Consider the following 17,974-nt stretch of genomic DNA (forward strand, 5'->3'; position numbering starts at 1 on the left):
TTCGTTGAGCCTAACGCGGAACGGGCGCCAGGGCGCGGTTCCATGAAGAGCAGGAAACATGGCCATCATAGAAAGCGTCGTGACCCCCGACGACTACAAGTCATTCAAGTTTTCTGCCAGACGCAGCTTCCTGTGGGACAAGTTAGCGCCGGTACTTATCATCTCACCGGTTATCGTGACGACACTGATCTTTGTCTATGTGTTCATCGTGCTGACGGTGCTCATTTCACTCTCTGACTGGTCAGCGGTCAATCTTGGCGGCGGGTTTTCCACGCCTCTGCTGAAGAATTATTCGGAGCTGTTTGGCAACCCGAGATTTCAGATGGACCTCCGCAACACCGTGGTTTTCACGGTTTTGTTCCTCGTGGGTTCGGTCGGACTGGGGCTGGTGCTCGCCCTGCTGGTCGACCGCCAAATCAGGGGAAAGGGCCTGTTTCGGACCATCTTCTTGTTTCCGTACGCCATTTCGTTCATCGTGACGGGAGTCGCTTGGCGATGGATTTTCAATCCTGAAACCGGCATCAACGAGCTGTTCAACGTTCTTGGTATCAACAATCTGTTGCTCGCCGTCGGCCTCGATCCATTCAAGCCCGGATGGCTGACAGACCCCACGGTGTGGCCTCCGTTGAATGAGGCTCTCTCCAACATCTTCCCATCTGTCGCGCAGCTGCAATTCGACATTGGTGTGCCCGTCGCGTTGATCGCGGTGGCAATTGCTGCGTCGTGGCAACTGGCCGGATTTGCCATGGCGACATTCCTGGCTGGCCTTGCAACCATCCCCGCGCATATCCGCGAGGCCGCCCAGATCGACAACGCAAGCGGGTGGACCTATTTCAGCAAGATCACCTGGCCAATGCTGGCGCCGTTTACCGTCATCAATCTCGTCATTCTCGGGCACGTCTCGCTCAAGATTTTCGACCTGGTCTATGCAATGTCCGGACCGGGCCCCGGATTTGCCACGGATGTTCCCGGCATCTTCGTATTCGAGATTACTTTCCGCGCATTGAAGTACGGAGTCGGGGCAGCCGGGTCGCTCGTCATGCTTTTCATGGTCGGCGTGGTCGTCGTCCCCTACCTCATTCGCAACATGCGGGAGGACTCGTGATGAGTGCAGTAGCTTCAAACATCGCGTCCGTCCGCAAGAGCCGCCTGCCTGTCAAGCAAGTTCTGACCTACGCACTTTTGATCCTGCTGTCGGCATTCTTCCTCATGCCGGTCTACATGATGGTAGCGAATGGCCTGAAGACGGCGAGCGAAGTGTCCGTTGCCTCGATGTGGACGTTGCCGTCGCATCTTGGCACCGGTGGATTTTCCGGCGCATGGGAGAAACTGGCACCGTCCTTCATGAACAGTCTCATCGTCGCAGGGACCGCGACGGTGATTTCGTGCATGATCGGTTCCATCACAGGTTATGTGCTCTCTCTTTGGCGCATAAGATGGTCGAACGTAATCTCGACCCTCATCATATTTGGAATGTTCATCCCCTATCAGAGCATTATCATTCCGCTGGTTTTTTTTGCGCAGAAGATTGGGCTCTACGGCACTTTGGCAGGGCTGATCACGGTGCATGTTATTTACGGCCAGTGCATCAATATCCTGATCTTCGGCAATTATTATAGGAGTATTCCACGTTCTTTGATCGAGGCTGCTCGTGTCGACGGAGCCAATGTTCTCGTCATATATTGGAAGATCATTTTGCCCTTGTCGGCGCCAGGCTTCGTCGTGGCGGCAATCTTCCAGTTCACCAACATTTGGAACGACTTCCTTTTTGGCGTGACGCTTGTACCCAACCCATCATCACAGCCCATCACAGTGGCGCTCACTAACCTGTCAGGAAACTACTCCGTCGATTGGAATGTCGTGATGGCTGGCGCGGTTATCGCCGCCCTACCGACAGCCGCTGTCTATCTGGTCATGGGCCGTTTTTTCGTTCGAGGGCTCGTGTCAGGATCGGTGAAATCATGACCGGTCGATCGGAGGCAAAGATGACAGGCGTAGCCATCGTAACAGGCGCCCGTCGCGGCATCGGCCGAGCCATCGCAAATGCTCTTGCTTCGAGGGCGTTCAACATCCTTGTCGTCGACATCGAAGACGACGCCTCAGCACGCGAGACCATGTCGGCCTTGCACGAGAAGGGCGTGATGGCACGTTTCGTAGCCGCCGACATTGGCGATGAGTCAGCGCATGGCAGCATTCTGGACGCAGCGGTGGAACTGGGGACACTGACCACACTGGTCAACAACGCTGGGGTCTCTTCAACCGTGCGCGGTGACATGCTGGATCTTCCCATCGACAGTCTGGATCGGTCGTGGCGCGTCAACCTTCGCGCCCCTTTCCTGCTCACGCAGGCTTTCTCAAAGAGGGTGATTGCGCAGGCCGCCCGTGGCGAGGGGACCTTTCGCTCGATCGTCAACATCACTTCGGTGAATGTCGAGATATTGGGCCTCAATCGCCCGGACTACTGCATGACCAAGGCGGCGCTTTCGACCATGACGCGATTGTTCGCGGCGCGTCTGGCGGAAGCCGATATTCATGTCTACGAGGTTCGCCCGGGGATGACCATGACGGATATGACGGCGCCCTCTCGTGAAAAATATGACCGGGTCATCGAGGAAGGCCTGGTTCCCATGCGGCGCTGGGGCACTCCGGCGGACGTCGGGGAGGCAGTGGCGGTCCTCGCCACTGGAGCTTTCCGCTTCTCCACAGGAGACGCCGTGAATGTCGATGGCGGTCTCCACATGTACCGGTTGTGAGTACAATGTCTGAGCAAGATCACCTCCTCGTCGAACGTCCCGTGCCGTCTGTCATGCTGCTGCGGATCAACCGTCCGCAGCGCCGCAACGCGCTCACCGCTGCTCTCGTCATCGACCTGGCGCATCGCCTTGGCGAAGCGGCTGCGTCAGCCGAGATCCGCGTCGTTGTGCTGGGGGGAGACAGCAAGGCGTTTTGCGCCGGTGCCGACATTCACGAGATGAACGAGCGTGGTATCGCAGCCATCCTTGATACGGAGCGGCTGTCGGCGTGGCGCAGCATAGAAGCGTTTCCCAAGCCGCTGATTGCGGCCGTGCGTGGCGTCGCGTTCGGCGCCGGTTGCGAACTCGCGATGGTTGCCGACCTGATGGTCGTGGGCGAGGGGGCACGGTTGGCGCAACCGGAGGTGAAGATCGGAGGTCTAGCGGGAGACGGCGGAACCCAGCGCCTGCCGCGCCTGGTCGGACGCCAGCAGGCCGCCAAGATGCTGCTGACAGGGGAGCCGGTCAGCGGAACCGAGGCCAAGGCGATTGGTCTTGCCTGCGAGGTTGTCGATGACGACAAGGTGGAGGCCACCGCAATCCAGATCGCTGAGAAGATTGCTGGAAATGCTCCCCTGTCAGTCATGGCGACCAAAAGGCTGATCCGGCAGTCCGATGAAACCGGAATTGCCGATGGCATTCGAACCGAGCGTGATTTTCTGCTCAGGCTCTTTCAGTCGGCTGACCGGGTGGAAGGTATGACGGCCTTTGCAGAAAAACGCCCCCCCACTTGGCAGGGGAAATGACGCAACGGATTTGGCGACCGTATTGCCATGTCGCGCCGAATGTAAGCGCTTCCATCAAGACTAAACCAAGGAGGAGAAAATGATGAAATTGTCCAAGATCGGAACAGGACTTGCGATGGCGCTCATCGCAATAGGCGTTGGCCACGCGCAGGCGGCAGGGAAATCCTACGTGGTAGGCGTCTCCAATACGCTGATTGGCAACGGCTGGCGTGAAGAGATGATCTGCTCGATCAAGGCGCAAGCGAAAGCGTCGGGCCTCGTGAAGAAGGTTATCCTCGCCAACCGCAATGCCGGACCAACCGAGCAGATCGCCGACATTCGCAATCTGATCTCTGCCGGTGCGAATGCCATCATCATCAACCCGTCTGACAGGACGGCGCTGAACGCGGTGATCAAGGAGGCGGCGGGGCGAGGCATAGTCGTCGTCTCGGTCGATCAAGCGGTCACGGCGCCTGATGCCTATGTCGTCAGCAACGACCAGGTTGCCTACGGAGCCACGAGTGCGAAATGGCTGGCGGAGCGATTGGGCGGCAAGGGATCGGTGGTCGAGATGCGTGGCATCGACGGCGTGCCTGCCGACAACGATCGACACCAGGGCTTTACCGACGCGATGAAGGCCTATCCGAACATCAAGGTGACGACCGTGTTCAACGGCTGGTCCTTGAACACGACCTCCAAGAAGACCAAGGACATCATCGCTTCTGGCCAGAAAGTCGATGGCATTTTCACGACTGGCCAGGACGCGGTTGTGGTCGAAGCCTACAAGGCCGCCGGACTTGCCTATCCGTTGATTGTGGGTGCCGACAACAACTCGTTCATTGGCCAACTCGTCGACCTCAAGGCTGCGGGCCTGACAGGGGCGGCGGTCACCAATCCCGCGGCGATCGGCGGCGCCGGGCTGGCGGTCGCTCTGGATGTTCTTGAGGGCAAACATGTCGAAAAGGCCGTGAAACTCGACCCGGAAGTCTGGACAAACGTCGATGAGGCGAGCGTGGCGAAGCTCAAGGCGGCCTACAACCCCTCTCTCGATCCGTACTACAGCGTCGCGGTCGAGCTCAAACCCTACACCACTTACGAGACGAAGGACGTGCTGGCCTGCGAAGGTCCCTGATCTCGAGGATTCGCATCAAATTCCGGGGCGCCGCCAGGCGGCGCCCCGGTCCAGGACGCACCGTGAATGCAGGTTCTTAAACTGCCTATGAGCAACTCCCCTGTCCTCGACATAAGTGGTCTGGCGAAGCGGTTCGGCAAGGTCATAGCCTTGCGGAGCGCATCGCTATCCGTGATGCCCGGCGAGGTTCACGCATTGATGGGCGCAAATGGCGCCGGCAAGAGCACACTGGTCAAGGTGTTGACAGGCGCGCTGCGTGGCGATGGCGGCACTGTGCTTTTGAACGGCGAGGCGCGGTCGTTCCGCTCGCCACGAGAGGCGCGCGAAAGCGGTATCGTATCGGTCTATCAGGATCCGGCCCTCGTGCCCGACCTCAGCATTCGTGACAATTTTCGTGTGGCCGGCGTTGATTTCGACAAGGGCGGACCCTGGCTTGCAAAGTTTGGGTTGGACCGCCTTGACCCTGGGAGGCGCGCCGGCGACATGCCTCTGGCGACATTGCGGATGATTGATCTTGCCCGCGCGCTGGCCTCGGATCCGCAGATCCTGATGCTTGATGAGATTACCGCATCGCTGTCTGCTGATCTTGCCGAACTGGCGTTCGATGCCGTCCGCGCATGGCGTGATATGGGCCGCTCGATCATCTTTATCTCGCACCGGCTCGCCGAGATTTCATCTATTTGCGATCGGGCCACGGTTCTTCGCGACGGCCATACGGTGGGTGTGATTGACCCGGTCGCCGGCCATGAGACCGATATCGTCAATTTGATGCTGGGACCAGCCGCCCATGGGTTGGACGCTTCTGCGAGCGCGCCATCGGCGGTGCAGGCGTCAAATGTCAGGACCCAACTCGACGTTCTCAATTTGAGCGTCATGCACCGCCTGCGTGATGTGAGCTTCACCCTGCGGGCAGGGGAAGTCTTGGGAATTGCGGCTCTGGAGGGGCAGGGTCAGCATGAATTGTTCGAATGCCTTGCCGGCTTAAGAATACCCGATAGCGGTCGGATCGAGCGGCGAGGCCAACGTTTGGTTCTCAGGCATCCCGCCGACGCGATCGATGCAGGCATTGCACTCGTCCCGGCGGACCGAACAGAGGCACTGCTGCCGCACAGGTCAGTGCGCGAGAACGTCACGCTTCCCGACATCCGCAAAATCGGTGGTTGGGCCAAGCTTTCCCTTACGGCCGACAAAAGGCGAGCCGCCCAGGCCATAAGTCAACTCGAAGTCGATACCAGGGTGGGATCCGAAGTCAGGCTGTTGAGCGGCGGAAACCAGCAGAAGGTTGTCATTGCGCGCTGGATGGCCTCAGGGTTTGAGGTCCTGCTTTGCTATGATCCGACGCGCGGTATCGATGTTGGCACAAAGCGCCAGATCTATGCACTGCTGCGGAAGGTGGCTGCGGGAGGAGCGTCCGTACTGCTCTATACCTCCGAGCTGGCCGAGATTGCGATTGCATGCGACCGAGCTCTCGTCATGTTCGGTGGCCAAATCGTCGGTGAGGTCGCAGCGTCCCAAGCGGACGAAGCCAGCCTGCTCAAGATGGCGCACGGCATTGTCTCCAGCCAGGTGGCGTCAGCATGAACTCCTCTCTGAACAAACACGGCGATGTGATCTCGAATGGCCGCAATGATATCGTCGGCCAGCCTATGCAAGCTTGGTTTGTGCGCCATCGCACCGCTTTGCTGCTGCCTGCTGTTTTCGCGTCGTTGCTCGGCCTGGCCGCCTGGATACATCCTGGCTTTGGCGCTTTCGATATCCAATCCCTGGCGTTGGTCGCATTGCCTCTGGCCTTGGCTGCCGCGGCTCAGGCATGCGTCGTGGTCGGCGGGGGTATTGATCTCTCGGTCGGCTCCTTGATGGCTGTCAGCAATGTCCTTGCCGCGCGCACGATGCAGGGTGCGTCGATTTCCGAAACATGTGTGCTCGTTTTTGTGGTTCTTGTGATTGGCGCCCTGTGCGGCGCCCTGAACGGCTTCATCATCATCGCCTCGGAAGTTCCAGACGTCGTCGTGACGTTGACGACCGGCTTTATCTGGGGCGGCGTCGCGCTGCTGATCCTGAACCAGCCAGGCGGCGGCGCGCCCGACGAGTTCGTTGCGCTTGGCGCCGGTCAGCTATTGCCGTGGATTCCCAATGCTCTGGTCCTGCTCCTGGCAGTCGTGATTCTGATCTGGGTCCCGATCAGCCGGACGCGGCTGTTCCTTCGCATTCAGGCTGTCGGAAGCGACAGGACGGCGGCCTTTCGCAGCGGGGTTGACGTCACGCGATCGGTTGTCGCTTCCTACGCCATCGGCGGTCTGTTCTGCGCTTTGGGCGGCCTCTTTCTCGTCATGACGACGGGCATCGGCTCGCCTTTGGGAAGCGCCCACTACACGCTCTCAAGCATTGCAGCGATCGTGTTGGGCGGCGTGAGCCTGACTGGCGGGCGCGTCCACATTTTCGGACCGGTGGTTGGGACCTACATTCTATCGTTCATTCCCGCGATCCTCATCTTCCTCGAGATCGATCCAAATTACGGTGAAGTTGTCCAAGGCGGCCTCCTCGTCGGCATCGTGATGGCTGCAGGGTATTTCCAGCTCGCCGGGAGGAGCACGCTGTGACACACATCAACACGACGAGCAGCAGCGCGGCGAGCCTGCAGGCCAGACTCGGTCTGGCCCTCCTGTCCAACCGTTCCTTCATCGTCTTGCTTGCGCTTTTGTTCGGGCTGCTTGTGATTGTTCAACTCATACGGCCAGGCACTCTTGGTCCTGCGTGGGCGTCGAATATTGTGCTGTTTGCGGCGCCTTTGGGCTTGCTGGCCGGAGCTCAGACACTGGCCTTGTTGACCGGTGGGATCGATTTGTCGGTCGCCAGCATAGCAACAGCGTCGGCCTATGTGATGGCGACCAACATCGATCTGGGGGCCGGTCAGGCCGTTGCGCTCGGATTGCTGGTTGCCATTCTTGTCGGTCTTCTCAACGGTATCGGTATCGCACTGTTTCGGGTGCTGCCGATGATCATGACCTTGGGGACAAGCCTGATGATCATGGGTCTTCTCACGGTCTACAGCCAGATCGCGATGGCTCAGCGGTCGGGCGTTCCTGCGTTCTTGCTGGTCCTCGGCAGTTCGAAGGTTGGCGGTTTGGTGCCATACTCGCTTTTCGTTTGGCTGCCGATTGGCGCGGTGCTGATCCTTGGTTTGAGCCGGTCGGGCTTCGGCCGGTCGCTCTACGCCGTTGGCGACAATCCCAAGGCATGCAAGATCGCCGGGATCAGGATCTGGAAGGTGCTCGTCGCAGACTATGTCGTGAGCGCAGTCCTGTCGGGCGTGGCTGGCCTGCTTCTTGTCGGAAGCACCAATGCTGCCGATCTTGGCCTCGCAAACACCTACCTGCTGCCTTCCGTCGCGGCAGCTGTGATCGGTGGAACCTCGATCTTTGGTGGTCGTGGTGGCTATGGCGGCACCGTTATCGGCGCGTTCATCCTTACAATCCTTGAGAGCTTGATGACACTGCTCGATGCGAGCGAGCCGATCAAGCAGATCATCTATGGATCGGTCATCCTGTTGATCGCCACCGGATACACGAAATTTTCGAAGTGAAACCTTGCCGATCCACGGATCAAGAAATCAGGACCAGAGCATGCACGTAATGATAATTGGGGCGGCTGGAATGATCGGCCGGAAGCTGGCGGACCAGTTGGCCAGCGACGAGGCGTTAAACGGTAGCGAGATTCGATCTCTTACCCTTGCCGACGTGGTAAAACCGCAGGCTCCCGTCGGCTTCACGGGCGCGGTGGATACCGTGGAGACGGACCTGTCCGAGCCTGGCGCGGCGGAAAAACTCGTGGCCGCTCGACCCGACACGATCTTCCATCTTGCAGCAATCGTGTCAGGGGAAGCCGAGGCGGATCTCGAGAAGGGCTACCGGATCAATCTCGATGGCACGCGCTATCTCTTTGATGCGATCCGCAAGGAGGGCTCGCGGGAGCCTTACAAACCGCGCGTGGTCTTCACATCATCGCTGGCGGTGTTTGGTGCGCCGCTTCCAGACAAGATCGGGGATGAGTTCTTTTCGACCCCGCTAACCAGCTATGGAACCCAAAAAGCCATCTGCGAACTGCTGCTCTCTGATTATTCTCGTCGAGGCTTCCTTGACGGCATCGGCATCCGCCTGCCCACCATCTGCGTGCGGCCTGGCAGTCCCAACAAGGCGGCCTCAGGCTTCTTCTCCAGCATTCTGCGTGAGCCGCTGAGTGGCATCGAGGCGATCCTGCCGGTCCCGACCAGCGTCCGTCACTGGTTCGCCAGTCCACGAGCAGCTGTGCGTTTCTTGACGCATGCGGCAACGCTGGACCTGTCACAGCTCGGATGGCGCCGAAACCTCAATCTGCCCGGTCTTTCGGCGAGCGTTGGTGAGCAGATCGAGGCGTTGCGCCGCATCGCGGGCGACAAGGCTGTCAAGCTCATCCGGCCGAAACCCGATGAAGCGATCTTCAAGATCGTCGAGGGTTGGCCGCGCGAATTCGAAGCCATGCGCGCCGAGAAACTCGGCTTCGAAGCCGAACACTCCATGGACGAGATCATACGTGTCTTCATCGAAGATGAGCTTGGCGGGACGATCGGCGGATGATGCGACAATGCCATTCCTGCTGACAAGGCCAGCGCGAGCGATCTTCGAGCCGCACGTCAGTACCGGTTTCGGGGCAGATCATTTTGAGGCGACATCATGCTGTTAGGCTGCATAGCGGACGACTTCACCGGCGCCAGTGACCTCGCCAATACACTGGCCAAGAGCGGAATGACGACCGCGCAGTTCTCGGGCGTGCCAACGGGGACGACGCCGGAGTGCGAGGCCGGGGTCGTCGCGCTCAAGACACGCTCAGCAGCTGTGGCCGATGCCGTGGCCCAGGCGCTCGACGCATTTCGCTGGCTTGAGCAACAGGGCTGTACTCAGTTCCTCTTCAAATATTGTTCGACATTCGATTCGACGCCTTCAGGCAACATTGGACCGGTCGCGGAAGCCCTGCTGGATGCGACGGGCGCGCGTGTGGCCGTGGCCTGTCCTGCTTTCCCGGAGACTGCACGCACTGTCTATCAGGGCCACCTCTTCGTGAAGGACCAGCTCTTGAATGAGTCCGGCATGGAGAAGCATCCGCTCAACCCCATGACTGACCCAGATATCCGGCGCTGGCTGCGTCTCCAGACAACCGGTGATGTCGGGTTCGTCGGCTACGAGACGGTTCGAAAAGGGGTGCAGACCATTCGCGCGGCTTTTGAGGCGCAGGCGACCACAGGCCGCCGACTTGTCGTCGTGGACGCCTTGGCGAATGAGGATCTGCGCACGATCGGAGCAGCGCTTGCCGACCACAAGCTTGTGACCGGAGGGTCAGGGATCGCTCTCGGGCTTCCCGAGAATTTCCGGAAGGCCGGCAAGCTCGGGACATCCGGCGTCGGGTTTTCCGGCATTCGGGGGCCTGGCGTCGTGCTGTCCGGCTCCTGCTCCGTGGCCTCGCGGACCCAGCTGGCCCACCATCTGCATGGGCATCCAGGCTTTGCCGTCGAACCCGAAGCCCTGATGGAAGGCAAGACGACTGTCGACCATGCGGTTGCTTTCGTGCGCAACCATAGAGACTCTGCGCCGGCGGTCTACTCAACTGCCGACCCCGTGGCGGTTGAAGCTGCCCAGGAGCGCTATGGGCGCCAGCCTGTGGCGGACGCCATCGAGCAGTTCTTCGGGCAACTCGCGAAAAGGCTGGTCGCCGATGGTGTCACCCGTCTGGCGGTCGGCGGAGGCGAAACCTCTGGTGCAGTGGTCACTGCGCTGGGCTTCGAACATTTCATCGTCGGTCCAGAGATCGATCCAGGCGTACCAGCCCTCGCCACCTTCGGTCCCCACCACAATGTCCGTATCGCGCTGAAAAGCGGCAATTTCGGCGCAACCGACTTCTACGAAAAGGCTTTGCGCGTTCTGGAGGCAATATGATGGAAGGCGAAATGCGCCGACGAATAGCCCTTTGGGGTGGTTCCCTGTTTGGCCGCAACTTTACCGTGGGCTCTTCCGGCAACATCTCGGTGCGCTGCGGGGATGGCTTTCTGGTCACCCCGACGAATTCCTGTCTAGGCATGCTTGATCCCGACAGCCTGTCGAAACTGGACGCCAATTGGACCTACGTTTCAGGCGACAAACCGACCAAGGAATTGCCCTTGCATCGGGCCTTCTATGAGGGACGCCCGCAAACGCAAGCGGTTGTGCACCTGCATTCGACATTTGCAACCGCTTTGTCGTGTCTCGCCGACACCGATCCGCAAGACGCGATCCCGCCCATCACGCCCTATGTCGTGATGCGTGTCGGTCGCGTGCCGGTATTGCCCTATACGATGCCAGGCTCGCCCGACGTTGCGCCTCTGGTGGCAGCCGTGGCACCACGGCACGCTGCCGTCTTGCTGGCCAACCACGGTCCAGTCGTGGCCGGCCTCTCTCTCGAGGCGGCTGTCTACGCTGCCGAAGAACTGGAGGAGACCGCCAAGCTCGTCGTGCTGACGAGAGGACTTGCGGTTCGGCACCTAGCCGGTGATCAGATCGCGGCACTGAATGCCGCCTTTCAATTGAGGTGAGATCGTGCTGCGCTTTTCTGCCAATCTCGGCTTCCTGTGGCCGGACAGACCCCTTCTCGACAGGATCGACTCTGCCGCCCGTGCGGGCTTCAAAGCCATCGAATTGCATTGGCCTTACGATGTTCCGGCCAGCGCTGTGCGTGACCGTTGCGTCCAACACGGTCTGACTTTGCTTAGCACCAACACCGCTCGGGGAGACGTCAAGGCTGGCGAGATGGGGCTCGGGGCGCTTACCGGCCGGGAGGATGAGTTCCAAGCCACGGTAGATCAAGCGATCCGGTTTTGCGTTGAGGCGGGCGGCTCGGCAATTCATTGCATGCCAGGCAAGATTCTGGAGCGGAGGCGACGCTCCGCCCACAGCGTCTTCGTACAGAACCTCAAAGAGGCCTCGTCCAAGGCCGCGGCAGATGGCCTGACGTTGCTCCTCGAGCCGCTGAACACGCGTGATGCGCCTGGATATTTCTATTCGACACTCGCGGAGGCGGCGGCCGTGCTCGAGGAAGCCGATCGGCCGAACATCAAACTGATGTTTGACGCCTATCATGTCGGAGTGTGCGGCAAGGATGTGATCATGGAACTGGAGCAGTACTTTCCATGGGTAGGCCACGTCCAGATCGCCGCAGTTCCAACGCGCGATGAACCAGATCAGGGCGCGTTTGAATACCGCCCCTTCTTTCTTGCATTGGAAAGGCTCGGCTACGATGGCTGGATCGGTGCAGAGTACAAGCCGCGCCTAGGAACCGATGATGGGCTGCGTTGGGTAAGGGCCCTTGGCGTGGAGCTGTAATGAGGGCGTCCAGCGGTCGGCGGCAAACGGCCGTCCATCACGGCGATTGCGCATGCGTCACGTGATCCGAAATGACCGTGGGGTATCGAGCGGGATCGTTGTGCACCAGGATTATCCTGCTGTTTTGCATCGAGACGAATTTTCCATTCAGATGGCCACCATCAGCGAGTGTCGGTATCGGTGGTTGGCGCCTCTCTGCACGCCCCTGGGTCGTTGCCTTTGACGATGTGACGAGGCGAGCGGAGCAGAGCCTCAACTGGAGTCTCATTATTGGGTTCGCCACCGAATACGAGAACATACGAAGGATATGGCTGGGCTAACCACCCGCTAACCGATTGTTTTTGTTGAAAAGACGACGTCCCTCCGGGCCTACCATAACCATCGATTTTATTGATAGAAATATGCCTCGGCTCAAAACGTTGTGGGGCCATTATGGGCCCACAGGAAAAGGGCGGCCGATATGCCATCCTGCGCATGGGGGTAATCGAGCGATACGGACTACCGACGGTTCTCGCTCCTGGCAATCACGAGTTCTACAGCAATCGCGGAGTCTGGCCGCCGCAAACGAGGCCTTCAGACCATCTCCTGATGAAGGAGGTGTAGCGTGTAGCAAGCCGGGCGCCGGTTCGTGCGTTCAGTTTTTGATCCCATAGCGGATCAGCAAACAAATAGTTGGAATCGCGCATCGTGCCATGGGAGACGGCGAGACCGATCCCCAGCGTACAGCGCGGATCAGGTTCTTCAACCCCAGTCGAACGTCACGCCGTTGAATTCGCGGGGACCTCCTGTTTGACGCGGACAGTCGGAGGCGTCTCCAGTTGATCCGCTATGGCCTGCCAGCGATCGGCGAAATGGCCGTATGCGGTCTTGATCTGCACACCGACAGGAAGTTCGGGGCATTCATTCTCGCCATTGCTGCCCCAATTGACCCAACCGGACTGGCGCCGCTGGACGATCTGGAAAGCCCCTGACGGCTCCGAGGTCCACCAGATCATGGCACGGCCCGTGGCCTCGTCGAATTCCACCGTCTTGTCGGCTGGACCGGGGAAGATCGTTTCGTGCGCGACGGCCGACACGTCGACCGGTTGATCTGTCAGGATCCAGTGCCGGTCCGTAAGATCGGCCTTGACATGCGCCGCGGCGCGCACATGTGCGAGGCGTTCGCGTAGCTCATCGTCCGTAAGCACGCCTTCCCATTTGCAAAACAGCCGCCAATAGAGGTCCCAATGGGCGGATTCGATGTCGCCGAGGTGCGAACGGAATTCCTCGAACTTCCGGCTCTGGTTGGCCGAATTGGTCACCGTGTCGGCCACCATGGCGACGAGTTCGCCGGCGTAGGGGTCACCTGCACGATAGCGCGTTCCGCCATAGGCGGCGAAGCGATCGAACACGAGCTTGCCCTTGCCGCCCTCGAACTCGTCCCCGACGGTGATCTTGTTGGTGACGGAGCGGCCGTTAATGACGGTCTGGAAAGGGTCGACGCAATAGCGGCGCTGGAAAAAGGGTGTCCCGTGGGTGAACATCCAGTCGATCGAGAAGCACTTGCCCTTGAGTTCATCCAGCAGGCCGTCCGGGATCGTGCCGTGCATCCGGTAATGGTGCAGAACCGGACCGCGCTCCAGCGTCTCGATTTCGACGGTCGTATGCTCGGGAGGGTTGATAAGGCCGTTCTCCGGGGTGAAGAAAGGCCCGTAAAAGCCGCCGATGGCATTGTTGCCGGAGGGCAGCAGCTCGAAATCGTCGGCCAATGACCGGAAGTGGCGGATTCCCCACTTGGACGAACCGAGGCCTTGCGCTGTGCCTGAGCAGAGCTCGAGGTCGAATACACCGGTATCAAGGCGTACGAAGCAGTCCGCTTCCCTGCCTTTGAGAACAGTGATGCCGTGGGCGTTAACCGAAGCTGCGTCGCAGGGCTCGTCCAGCGTTAGCCGTAGGTGGCCGCTGAAGCTCACGGTCGCCGTGAAACGCGTTTCGCCTGGCTTGGCGTCCTGCGTCAGGCGCTGGCACAACACCCGGTTGCCGGCGTCGTCGCGAGCCCACCAGAGGGCATGCGGCAGGTCCGCGGCGACGGAAAAGACGATCGGCTCATGGTCGCGCCGGCCTGCAAGAGGATCTGTAATGGTGACGGCAAGGGTCATGGAGGTCCCTCCAATGGAAAGTGGTGAGTTGGGTAATGCCTGCCGCGTCAGGGCGGGCCGAGACGCCGTGGCGGTTATTGGCTGGACGCGCCGGGTGGCGCGTTTCTGCGAAAGCGGAAAAGCCCCGGCCGCTGCTTCAGGCTGTCGATGGCGACGGCCAGGATGATGACCACACCCTTGATCAGCAACTGAGTGAAGAAGGGCACGTTGAGCAGGATCAAACCGGTACCCAGCACACCAAGGATCACCGATCCTATGAGCGTGCCGACAATTCGGCCGCGGCCTCCGGCAAGGCTGGTACCGCCGAGCACGACCGCTGCGATCGCGTCGAGTTCATAGCCGGTCCCGGCGGTGGGCTGGGCCGAGATGACGCGAGCGGAGAAGATGACGCCTGCCAGACCAGCACAAGCGCCGGCCAGGACATAGACGGATGTGATGACCCGCTTGACGCGCACGCCGGCGAGCTTGGCTGCCTCGGCATTGCCGCCCACGGCATAGACATGGCGGCCATAGCGCGTCCGCTCCAGGATGAACCAGATGATCAGGTAGACGATTGCCATCACAATGACCGGCACAGGGATGCCCCACAGGTATCCATTGCCGATGTCTTTGAAATTCAGGGAACTCGAAACGATCGGCTGGCCTTTGGTGATGGTATAGGCAAGGCCGCGCAGGAAGGTCATCGTCCCCAGGGTGACGATGAATGGCGCGAGCGAGAGGTAGGCGGTCAGCGCTCCGTTGACCAGGCCACAGGCTGCGCCGACGGCAATGCCGACAAGGATGGCGGCGGGGGCGGGCACACCCGCTATGGCGGCGATGACAGAGACCACGCCAGAAACGGCAATGATCGATCCGACGGAAAGGTCGATGCCGCCGGTCAGGATGACGAGTGTCATGCCTGCCGCCAGGATAGCGTTCACCGAGATGGCGCGCGCAATGTTGAGCAGGTTGTCGATACGGTTGAAGTTCGGCGCGATGGCCGACATCAGGATCACCAGCGCGACCAGCACCATGAGAATGCCCACGCGGTCCCACCATTTGGCGAAATCGAAGGGGGCGCGATCCCGCGTGGTCGGTGTTGGCTGAGTGGTCTCGTCTCGAGCAGTATTCACGGTTGCACTCCTGTGGTTCCGCCACGGGTCGCGGTACCCGTCGCATGAAGCATCACCTCCTCTTCCGAGGTTTTCTCCGAAACCAGTTCGGACACGATCCTGCCCTCGCGCATGACCAGCAGGCGATCGCTTATCCCGATCGCCTCCGGCAGATCCGACGATATGATCAGGATTGCCTTGCCGGCGCGGGCCAGTTGGTCGATCTCCTCGTAGATCTCGCGCTTTGCCCCGATGTCGACACCGCGGGTAGGCTCGTCGAGGATCAGCACCCTGGAATCGCGAAGCAGCCACCGGGCGAGTGCCGCCTTTTGCTGGTTTCCTCCAGACAGGGCCTTCACAGGCAGCGAGAATGCGTTGAGCCGAAGGTTGAGCCGCTTCATCTGCTCCATGACGGCATCGCGTCGTTCTGTCCGATTGACCACGCCTGCCGCGACGAAGCGGTCGAGCGAACTGATGGCAATGTTGTCTTCCACCGAATGGTCGAGGAACAGGCCTTGCTCCTTGCGGTTCTCGGGCACCATGCCGATGCCGTCGGCAATCGCCTCGAAGGGATCAGACGGATGACTGGGACGGCCTTCGATCCTGACTGAACCAGCGGTGCGCGGGTCGGCGCCGAAAATCAGGCGTCCGACTTCGGTTCTACCCGAGCCGATCAGCCCCGCCATGCACACCACCTCTCCGGCGCGAACCGAGAGGTCGACCGGGCCGACGTCTTCGCTGGCTAGTCCCTCGACGTCGAGGACGGCGGCGCCGGGGGTGCGTTTGTCGTGGTGGTAGAGGTCGGCGACCGGACGGCCGACCATCATGCGAACCACGTCTTGCGGACTGATCTCGGCCAGGGTGCCGGTCCCCACGTAGCCGCCGTCACGGAACACGGTAACCCGGTCCGCCAACTGCCAAACCTCTTCCATGCGGTGCGAAATGTAAATCAACCCCACGCCCGCCGAGCGCATCTGGCCTATGATCCGATAGAGTTCCTGTGCCTCGGCGCGCGACAGCGCCGCGGTCGGTTCATCGAGGACGAGGACGCGGGCGTTTTCGCCGACGGCGCGCGCGATCTCGACCAATTGCTGCATGCCCACGCTCAACGAGCCGAGCGGCTGCCGCGGATCGATCGTCGAGTGTATGCGTGCCAGTTTCTCACGCGCCTGTTGCTCCAAGCGGCGACGGTCGAGCATGCCGAAGCGCGTGCGTGGCTCACGTCCGAGCGCAAGGTTTTCCGCGACCGTCATGTCGCGAACGGTATTAAGTTCCTGGTGAATGATGGCGATGCCGTTGGCGGAGGCATCGATCGGGGAGCGAATCTCGACTTCGTGGCCATCGATAAGGATACGCCCCGCGTCACGTTGGATGTTGCCGGCGAGGATCTTCATGAGGGTCGACTTGCCTGCGCCATTCTCGCCCATCAGCGCATGCACCTCGCCCGCTCTCAGGTCGAAATGGACCTTGTTCAAGGCCAACGTTGCCCCGAAGCGTTTGGAGACGCCTTCGATGACAAGAAGCGGACGTTGGGTACTCATGGCAGCCTCACGGGTCCTGAGGCGGGGAGCGGCGCAAGGCCGCTCCCCGCAGGGCTGGTCTGGGAGATGGTTACCAGCCGGGATACTGGGTGACGTTGTCGCGAGTGACGAGAACGCTTTCGATGAGGATTGTCTTGTCCTTCGGCGCCTTGCCGGCAATCATGTCCTGCGCGACCTTGACCGCCTGGCGCACCATCTCCGCCGGGTTCTGCGTGGCGGAGCCGATGAACGGCGACCCTTCCCGCTTCAGTTCGGCGACGGCTTCGGGGCTGCCGTCCACGCCGGTGACCTTGATCTGGCTGGTCTTGCCGGCCTGTTCGACAGCAAGCACCGCGCCGAGCGCTGACGGATCGTTCATGCCGAAGATACCGGTGACGTCCGGATTGGCCGTCAGCATGTCGGTCGTCACGGCGAGGCCTGAGGCACGGTCATTCTTCGAGGCTTGCTGGCCAACGATCTTGATGTCGGGAAACTTCGCGGCGACCGTCTTGCAGCCATTGATGCGGTCGATGATCGTCTGGATGGGTGTGCCGTCCACCAGGAGCACCTGACCCTTTCCACCCATTTGCTGGAAGAGGTACTCGCATGATTTCTCACCCGCCTGTACCGCATTGGTCATGATCACCGCGTCGGCGCCGTGAGCCGGAGTATCGACCGCGATAACGATGATGCCGGCATCCTTGGCCCGCTGGATAGCCGGCTCGATGCCGGCTTCGTCTACCGCAGAAATGACGATCAGATTGACGCCCTGCTGCATGAAGGCGTCGATCTGGGTGTTTTGGTTGGCCAGGTCGAGTTGCGCGTCCTGCACGTTGACCGTGGCGCCGATCTGCTTGGCTGCATCTTCCGCGCCCTTCGTCATGGCGGAGAAGAACGGATTGGACATGTCCTGCACCATCAGGCCGATCTTCTCGATCTTGCTGGGTAGCTTGCCTTCCGCCGAGGCGGGGGCTGCCCCGAAGGACAAGCCAAGCGCCACAAGGGATGCAGCAGTCATAAGCCGGATACTGGTCTTTGCTTTCATGTTTTTTCCTCCTTGTTGTCTGCCGCCGTGATGTGACGGCAAATTCGGTTTCCTCGACTTCCAAGCCGCGACTATCACCGCGGCAGATTCCGGGTTTCGATCTGCCTAATCGTTTAGGTTCAAGCGCGAAGTAGTCCGGTCATCGT

Annotated in this window: 16 protein-coding genes; 12 read left to right on the top strand and 4 right to left on the bottom strand. The window is 60.4% G+C overall.

The window, feature by feature from the left end:
- Window positions 1–58: 58 nt before the first annotated feature.
- The 12 genes from ACZ89F_RS06235 to ACZ89F_RS06290 all read left to right on the top strand — a co-directional run bounded on the left by ACZ89F_RS06235 (window position 59) and on the right by ACZ89F_RS06290 (window position 12,034).
- A complete protein-coding gene (locus tag ACZ89F_RS06235) occupies window positions 59–1,105 on the top strand; it encodes a carbohydrate ABC transporter permease (RefSeq protein WP_476090881.1) in 1,047 nt (348 codons plus the stop codon).
- The gene (locus ACZ89F_RS06240) at window positions 1,105–1,965 is read left to right on the top strand and encodes a carbohydrate ABC transporter permease (protein WP_476090882.1); all 861 of its coding nucleotides are present in this window, start codon (window positions 1,105–1,107) and stop codon (window positions 1,963–1,965) included. Before ACZ89F_RS06235 ends, ACZ89F_RS06240 begins: the two co-directional genes overlap by 1 nt.
- A gap of 20 nt (window positions 1,966–1,985) precedes the next feature.
- Window positions 1,986–2,753, top strand: a complete 768-nt coding sequence (locus tag ACZ89F_RS06245) for a 3-ketoacyl-ACP reductase (RefSeq protein WP_476090883.1) — start codon at window positions 1,986–1,988, stop codon at window positions 2,751–2,753.
- A 5-nt stretch (window positions 2,754–2,758) separates the two neighbouring features.
- Window positions 2,759–3,538 carry an enoyl-CoA hydratase/isomerase family protein gene (locus tag ACZ89F_RS06250; RefSeq protein WP_476090884.1) on the top strand — a complete coding sequence of 260 codons (780 nt, stop codon included), beginning with the start codon at window positions 2,759–2,761 and terminating at the stop codon, window positions 3,536–3,538.
- 79 nt (window positions 3,539–3,617) lie between these two features.
- Window positions 3,618–4,649: a substrate-binding domain-containing protein gene (locus ACZ89F_RS06255; RefSeq protein ID WP_476090885.1), complete on the top strand. Its 1,032-nt coding sequence runs from the start codon at window positions 3,618–3,620 to the stop codon at window positions 4,647–4,649.
- A gap of 66 nt (window positions 4,650–4,715) precedes the next feature.
- Window positions 4,716–6,230 (top strand): sugar ABC transporter ATP-binding protein, encoded by a 1,515-nt coding sequence (locus tag ACZ89F_RS06260; protein ID WP_476090886.1) that lies wholly within the window; start codon window positions 4,716–4,718, stop codon window positions 6,228–6,230.
- Entirely contained in the window at window positions 6,227–7,249 is a 1,023-nt protein-coding gene (locus ACZ89F_RS06265; RefSeq protein WP_476090887.1) for an ABC transporter permease, read from the top strand. Before ACZ89F_RS06260 ends, ACZ89F_RS06265 begins: the two co-directional genes overlap by 4 nt.
- 170 nt (window positions 7,250–7,419) lie before the next feature.
- On the top strand, window positions 7,420–8,232 hold the full coding sequence (locus ACZ89F_RS06270) for an ABC transporter permease (RefSeq protein ID WP_476097223.1): 813 nt from the start codon (window positions 7,420–7,422) through the stop codon (window positions 8,230–8,232).
- A gap of 40 nt (window positions 8,233–8,272) precedes the next feature.
- Window positions 8,273–9,262: a D-erythronate dehydrogenase gene (denD, locus tag ACZ89F_RS06275; protein ID WP_476097224.1), complete on the top strand. Its 990-nt coding sequence runs from the start codon at window positions 8,273–8,275 to the stop codon at window positions 9,260–9,262.
- A 96-nt stretch (window positions 9,263–9,358) separates the two neighbouring features.
- Window positions 9,359–10,615: a 3-oxo-tetronate kinase gene (gene otnK, locus ACZ89F_RS06280; RefSeq protein ID WP_476090888.1), complete on the top strand. Its 1,257-nt coding sequence runs from the start codon at window positions 9,359–9,361 to the stop codon at window positions 10,613–10,615.
- A complete protein-coding gene (gene otnC / locus ACZ89F_RS06285; RefSeq protein ID WP_476090889.1) occupies window positions 10,612–11,247 on the top strand; it encodes a 3-oxo-tetronate 4-phosphate decarboxylase in 636 nt (211 codons plus the stop codon). The genes otnK and otnC overlap by 4 nt, the downstream gene beginning before the upstream one ends.
- Before the next feature lie 4 nt (window positions 11,248–11,251).
- Window positions 11,252–12,034: a hydroxypyruvate isomerase family protein gene (locus ACZ89F_RS06290; RefSeq protein WP_476090890.1), complete on the top strand. Its 783-nt coding sequence runs from the start codon at window positions 11,252–11,254 to the stop codon at window positions 12,032–12,034.
- A 758-nt stretch (window positions 12,035–12,792) separates the two neighbouring features.
- Here the strand turns inward: ACZ89F_RS06290 and ACZ89F_RS06295 are convergent.
- From ACZ89F_RS06295 to ACZ89F_RS06310, 4 genes are all read right to left on the bottom strand, one after another.
- Window positions 12,793–14,172 (bottom strand): hypothetical protein, encoded by a 1,380-nt coding sequence (locus ACZ89F_RS06295; protein ID WP_476090891.1) that lies wholly within the window; start codon window positions 14,170–14,172, stop codon window positions 12,793–12,795.
- A gap of 74 nt (window positions 14,173–14,246) precedes the next feature.
- The gene (locus tag ACZ89F_RS06300; protein ID WP_476090892.1) at window positions 14,247–15,284 is read right to left on the bottom strand and encodes an ABC transporter permease subunit; all 1,038 of its coding nucleotides are present in this window, start codon (window positions 15,282–15,284) and stop codon (window positions 14,247–14,249) included.
- Window positions 15,281–16,963 carry a sugar ABC transporter ATP-binding protein gene (locus ACZ89F_RS06305; protein ID WP_476090893.1) on the bottom strand — a complete coding sequence of 561 codons (1,683 nt, stop codon included), beginning with the start codon at window positions 16,961–16,963 and terminating at the stop codon, window positions 15,281–15,283. The genes ACZ89F_RS06300 and ACZ89F_RS06305 overlap by 4 nt, the downstream gene beginning before the upstream one ends.
- Window positions 16,875–17,828, bottom strand: coding sequence for an ABC transporter substrate-binding protein (locus ACZ89F_RS06310; RefSeq protein WP_476090894.1), 954 nt, complete (start codon window positions 17,826–17,828; stop codon window positions 16,875–16,877). Before ACZ89F_RS06310 ends, ACZ89F_RS06305 begins: the two co-directional genes overlap by 89 nt.
- Between the last annotated feature and the right edge of the window lie 146 nt (window positions 17,829–17,974).

Source organism: Mesorhizobium sp. USDA 3734, from assembly GCF_056279665.1.

Bases quoted from the DNA above. Each gene is read 5' to 3' on its own strand.
- otnK (WP_476090888.1), top strand. From the start codon at position 9,359: ATGCTGTTAGGCTGCATAGCGGACGACTTCACCGGCGCCAGTGACCTC.
- ACZ89F_RS06265 (WP_476090887.1), top strand. From the start codon at position 6,227: ATGAACTCCTCTCTGAACAAACACGGCGATGTGATCTCGAATGGCCGC.
- otnC (WP_476090889.1), top strand. From the start codon at position 10,612: ATGATGGAAGGCGAAATGCGCCGACGAATAGCCCTTTGGGGTGGTTCC.
- ACZ89F_RS06260 (WP_476090886.1), top strand. From the start codon at position 4,716: ATGCAGGTTCTTAAACTGCCTATGAGCAACTCCCCTGTCCTCGACATA.
- ACZ89F_RS06240 (WP_476090882.1), top strand. From the start codon at position 1,105: ATGAGTGCAGTAGCTTCAAACATCGCGTCCGTCCGCAAGAGCCGCCTG.
- ACZ89F_RS06255 (WP_476090885.1), top strand. From the start codon at position 3,618: ATGATGAAATTGTCCAAGATCGGAACAGGACTTGCGATGGCGCTCATC.
- ACZ89F_RS06295 (WP_476090891.1), bottom strand. From the start codon at position 14,172: ATGACCCTTGCCGTCACCATTACAGATCCTCTTGCAGGCCGGCGCGAC.
- ACZ89F_RS06250 (WP_476090884.1), top strand. From the start codon at position 2,759: ATGTCTGAGCAAGATCACCTCCTCGTCGAACGTCCCGTGCCGTCTGTC.
- ACZ89F_RS06235 (WP_476090881.1), top strand. From the start codon at position 59: ATGGCCATCATAGAAAGCGTCGTGACCCCCGACGACTACAAGTCATTC.
- denD (WP_476097224.1), top strand. From the start codon at position 8,273: ATGCACGTAATGATAATTGGGGCGGCTGGAATGATCGGCCGGAAGCTG.
- ACZ89F_RS06310 (WP_476090894.1), bottom strand. From the start codon at position 17,828: ATGAAAGCAAAGACCAGTATCCGGCTTATGACTGCTGCATCCCTTGTG.
- ACZ89F_RS06245 (WP_476090883.1), top strand. From the start codon at position 1,986: ATGACAGGCGTAGCCATCGTAACAGGCGCCCGTCGCGGCATCGGCCGA.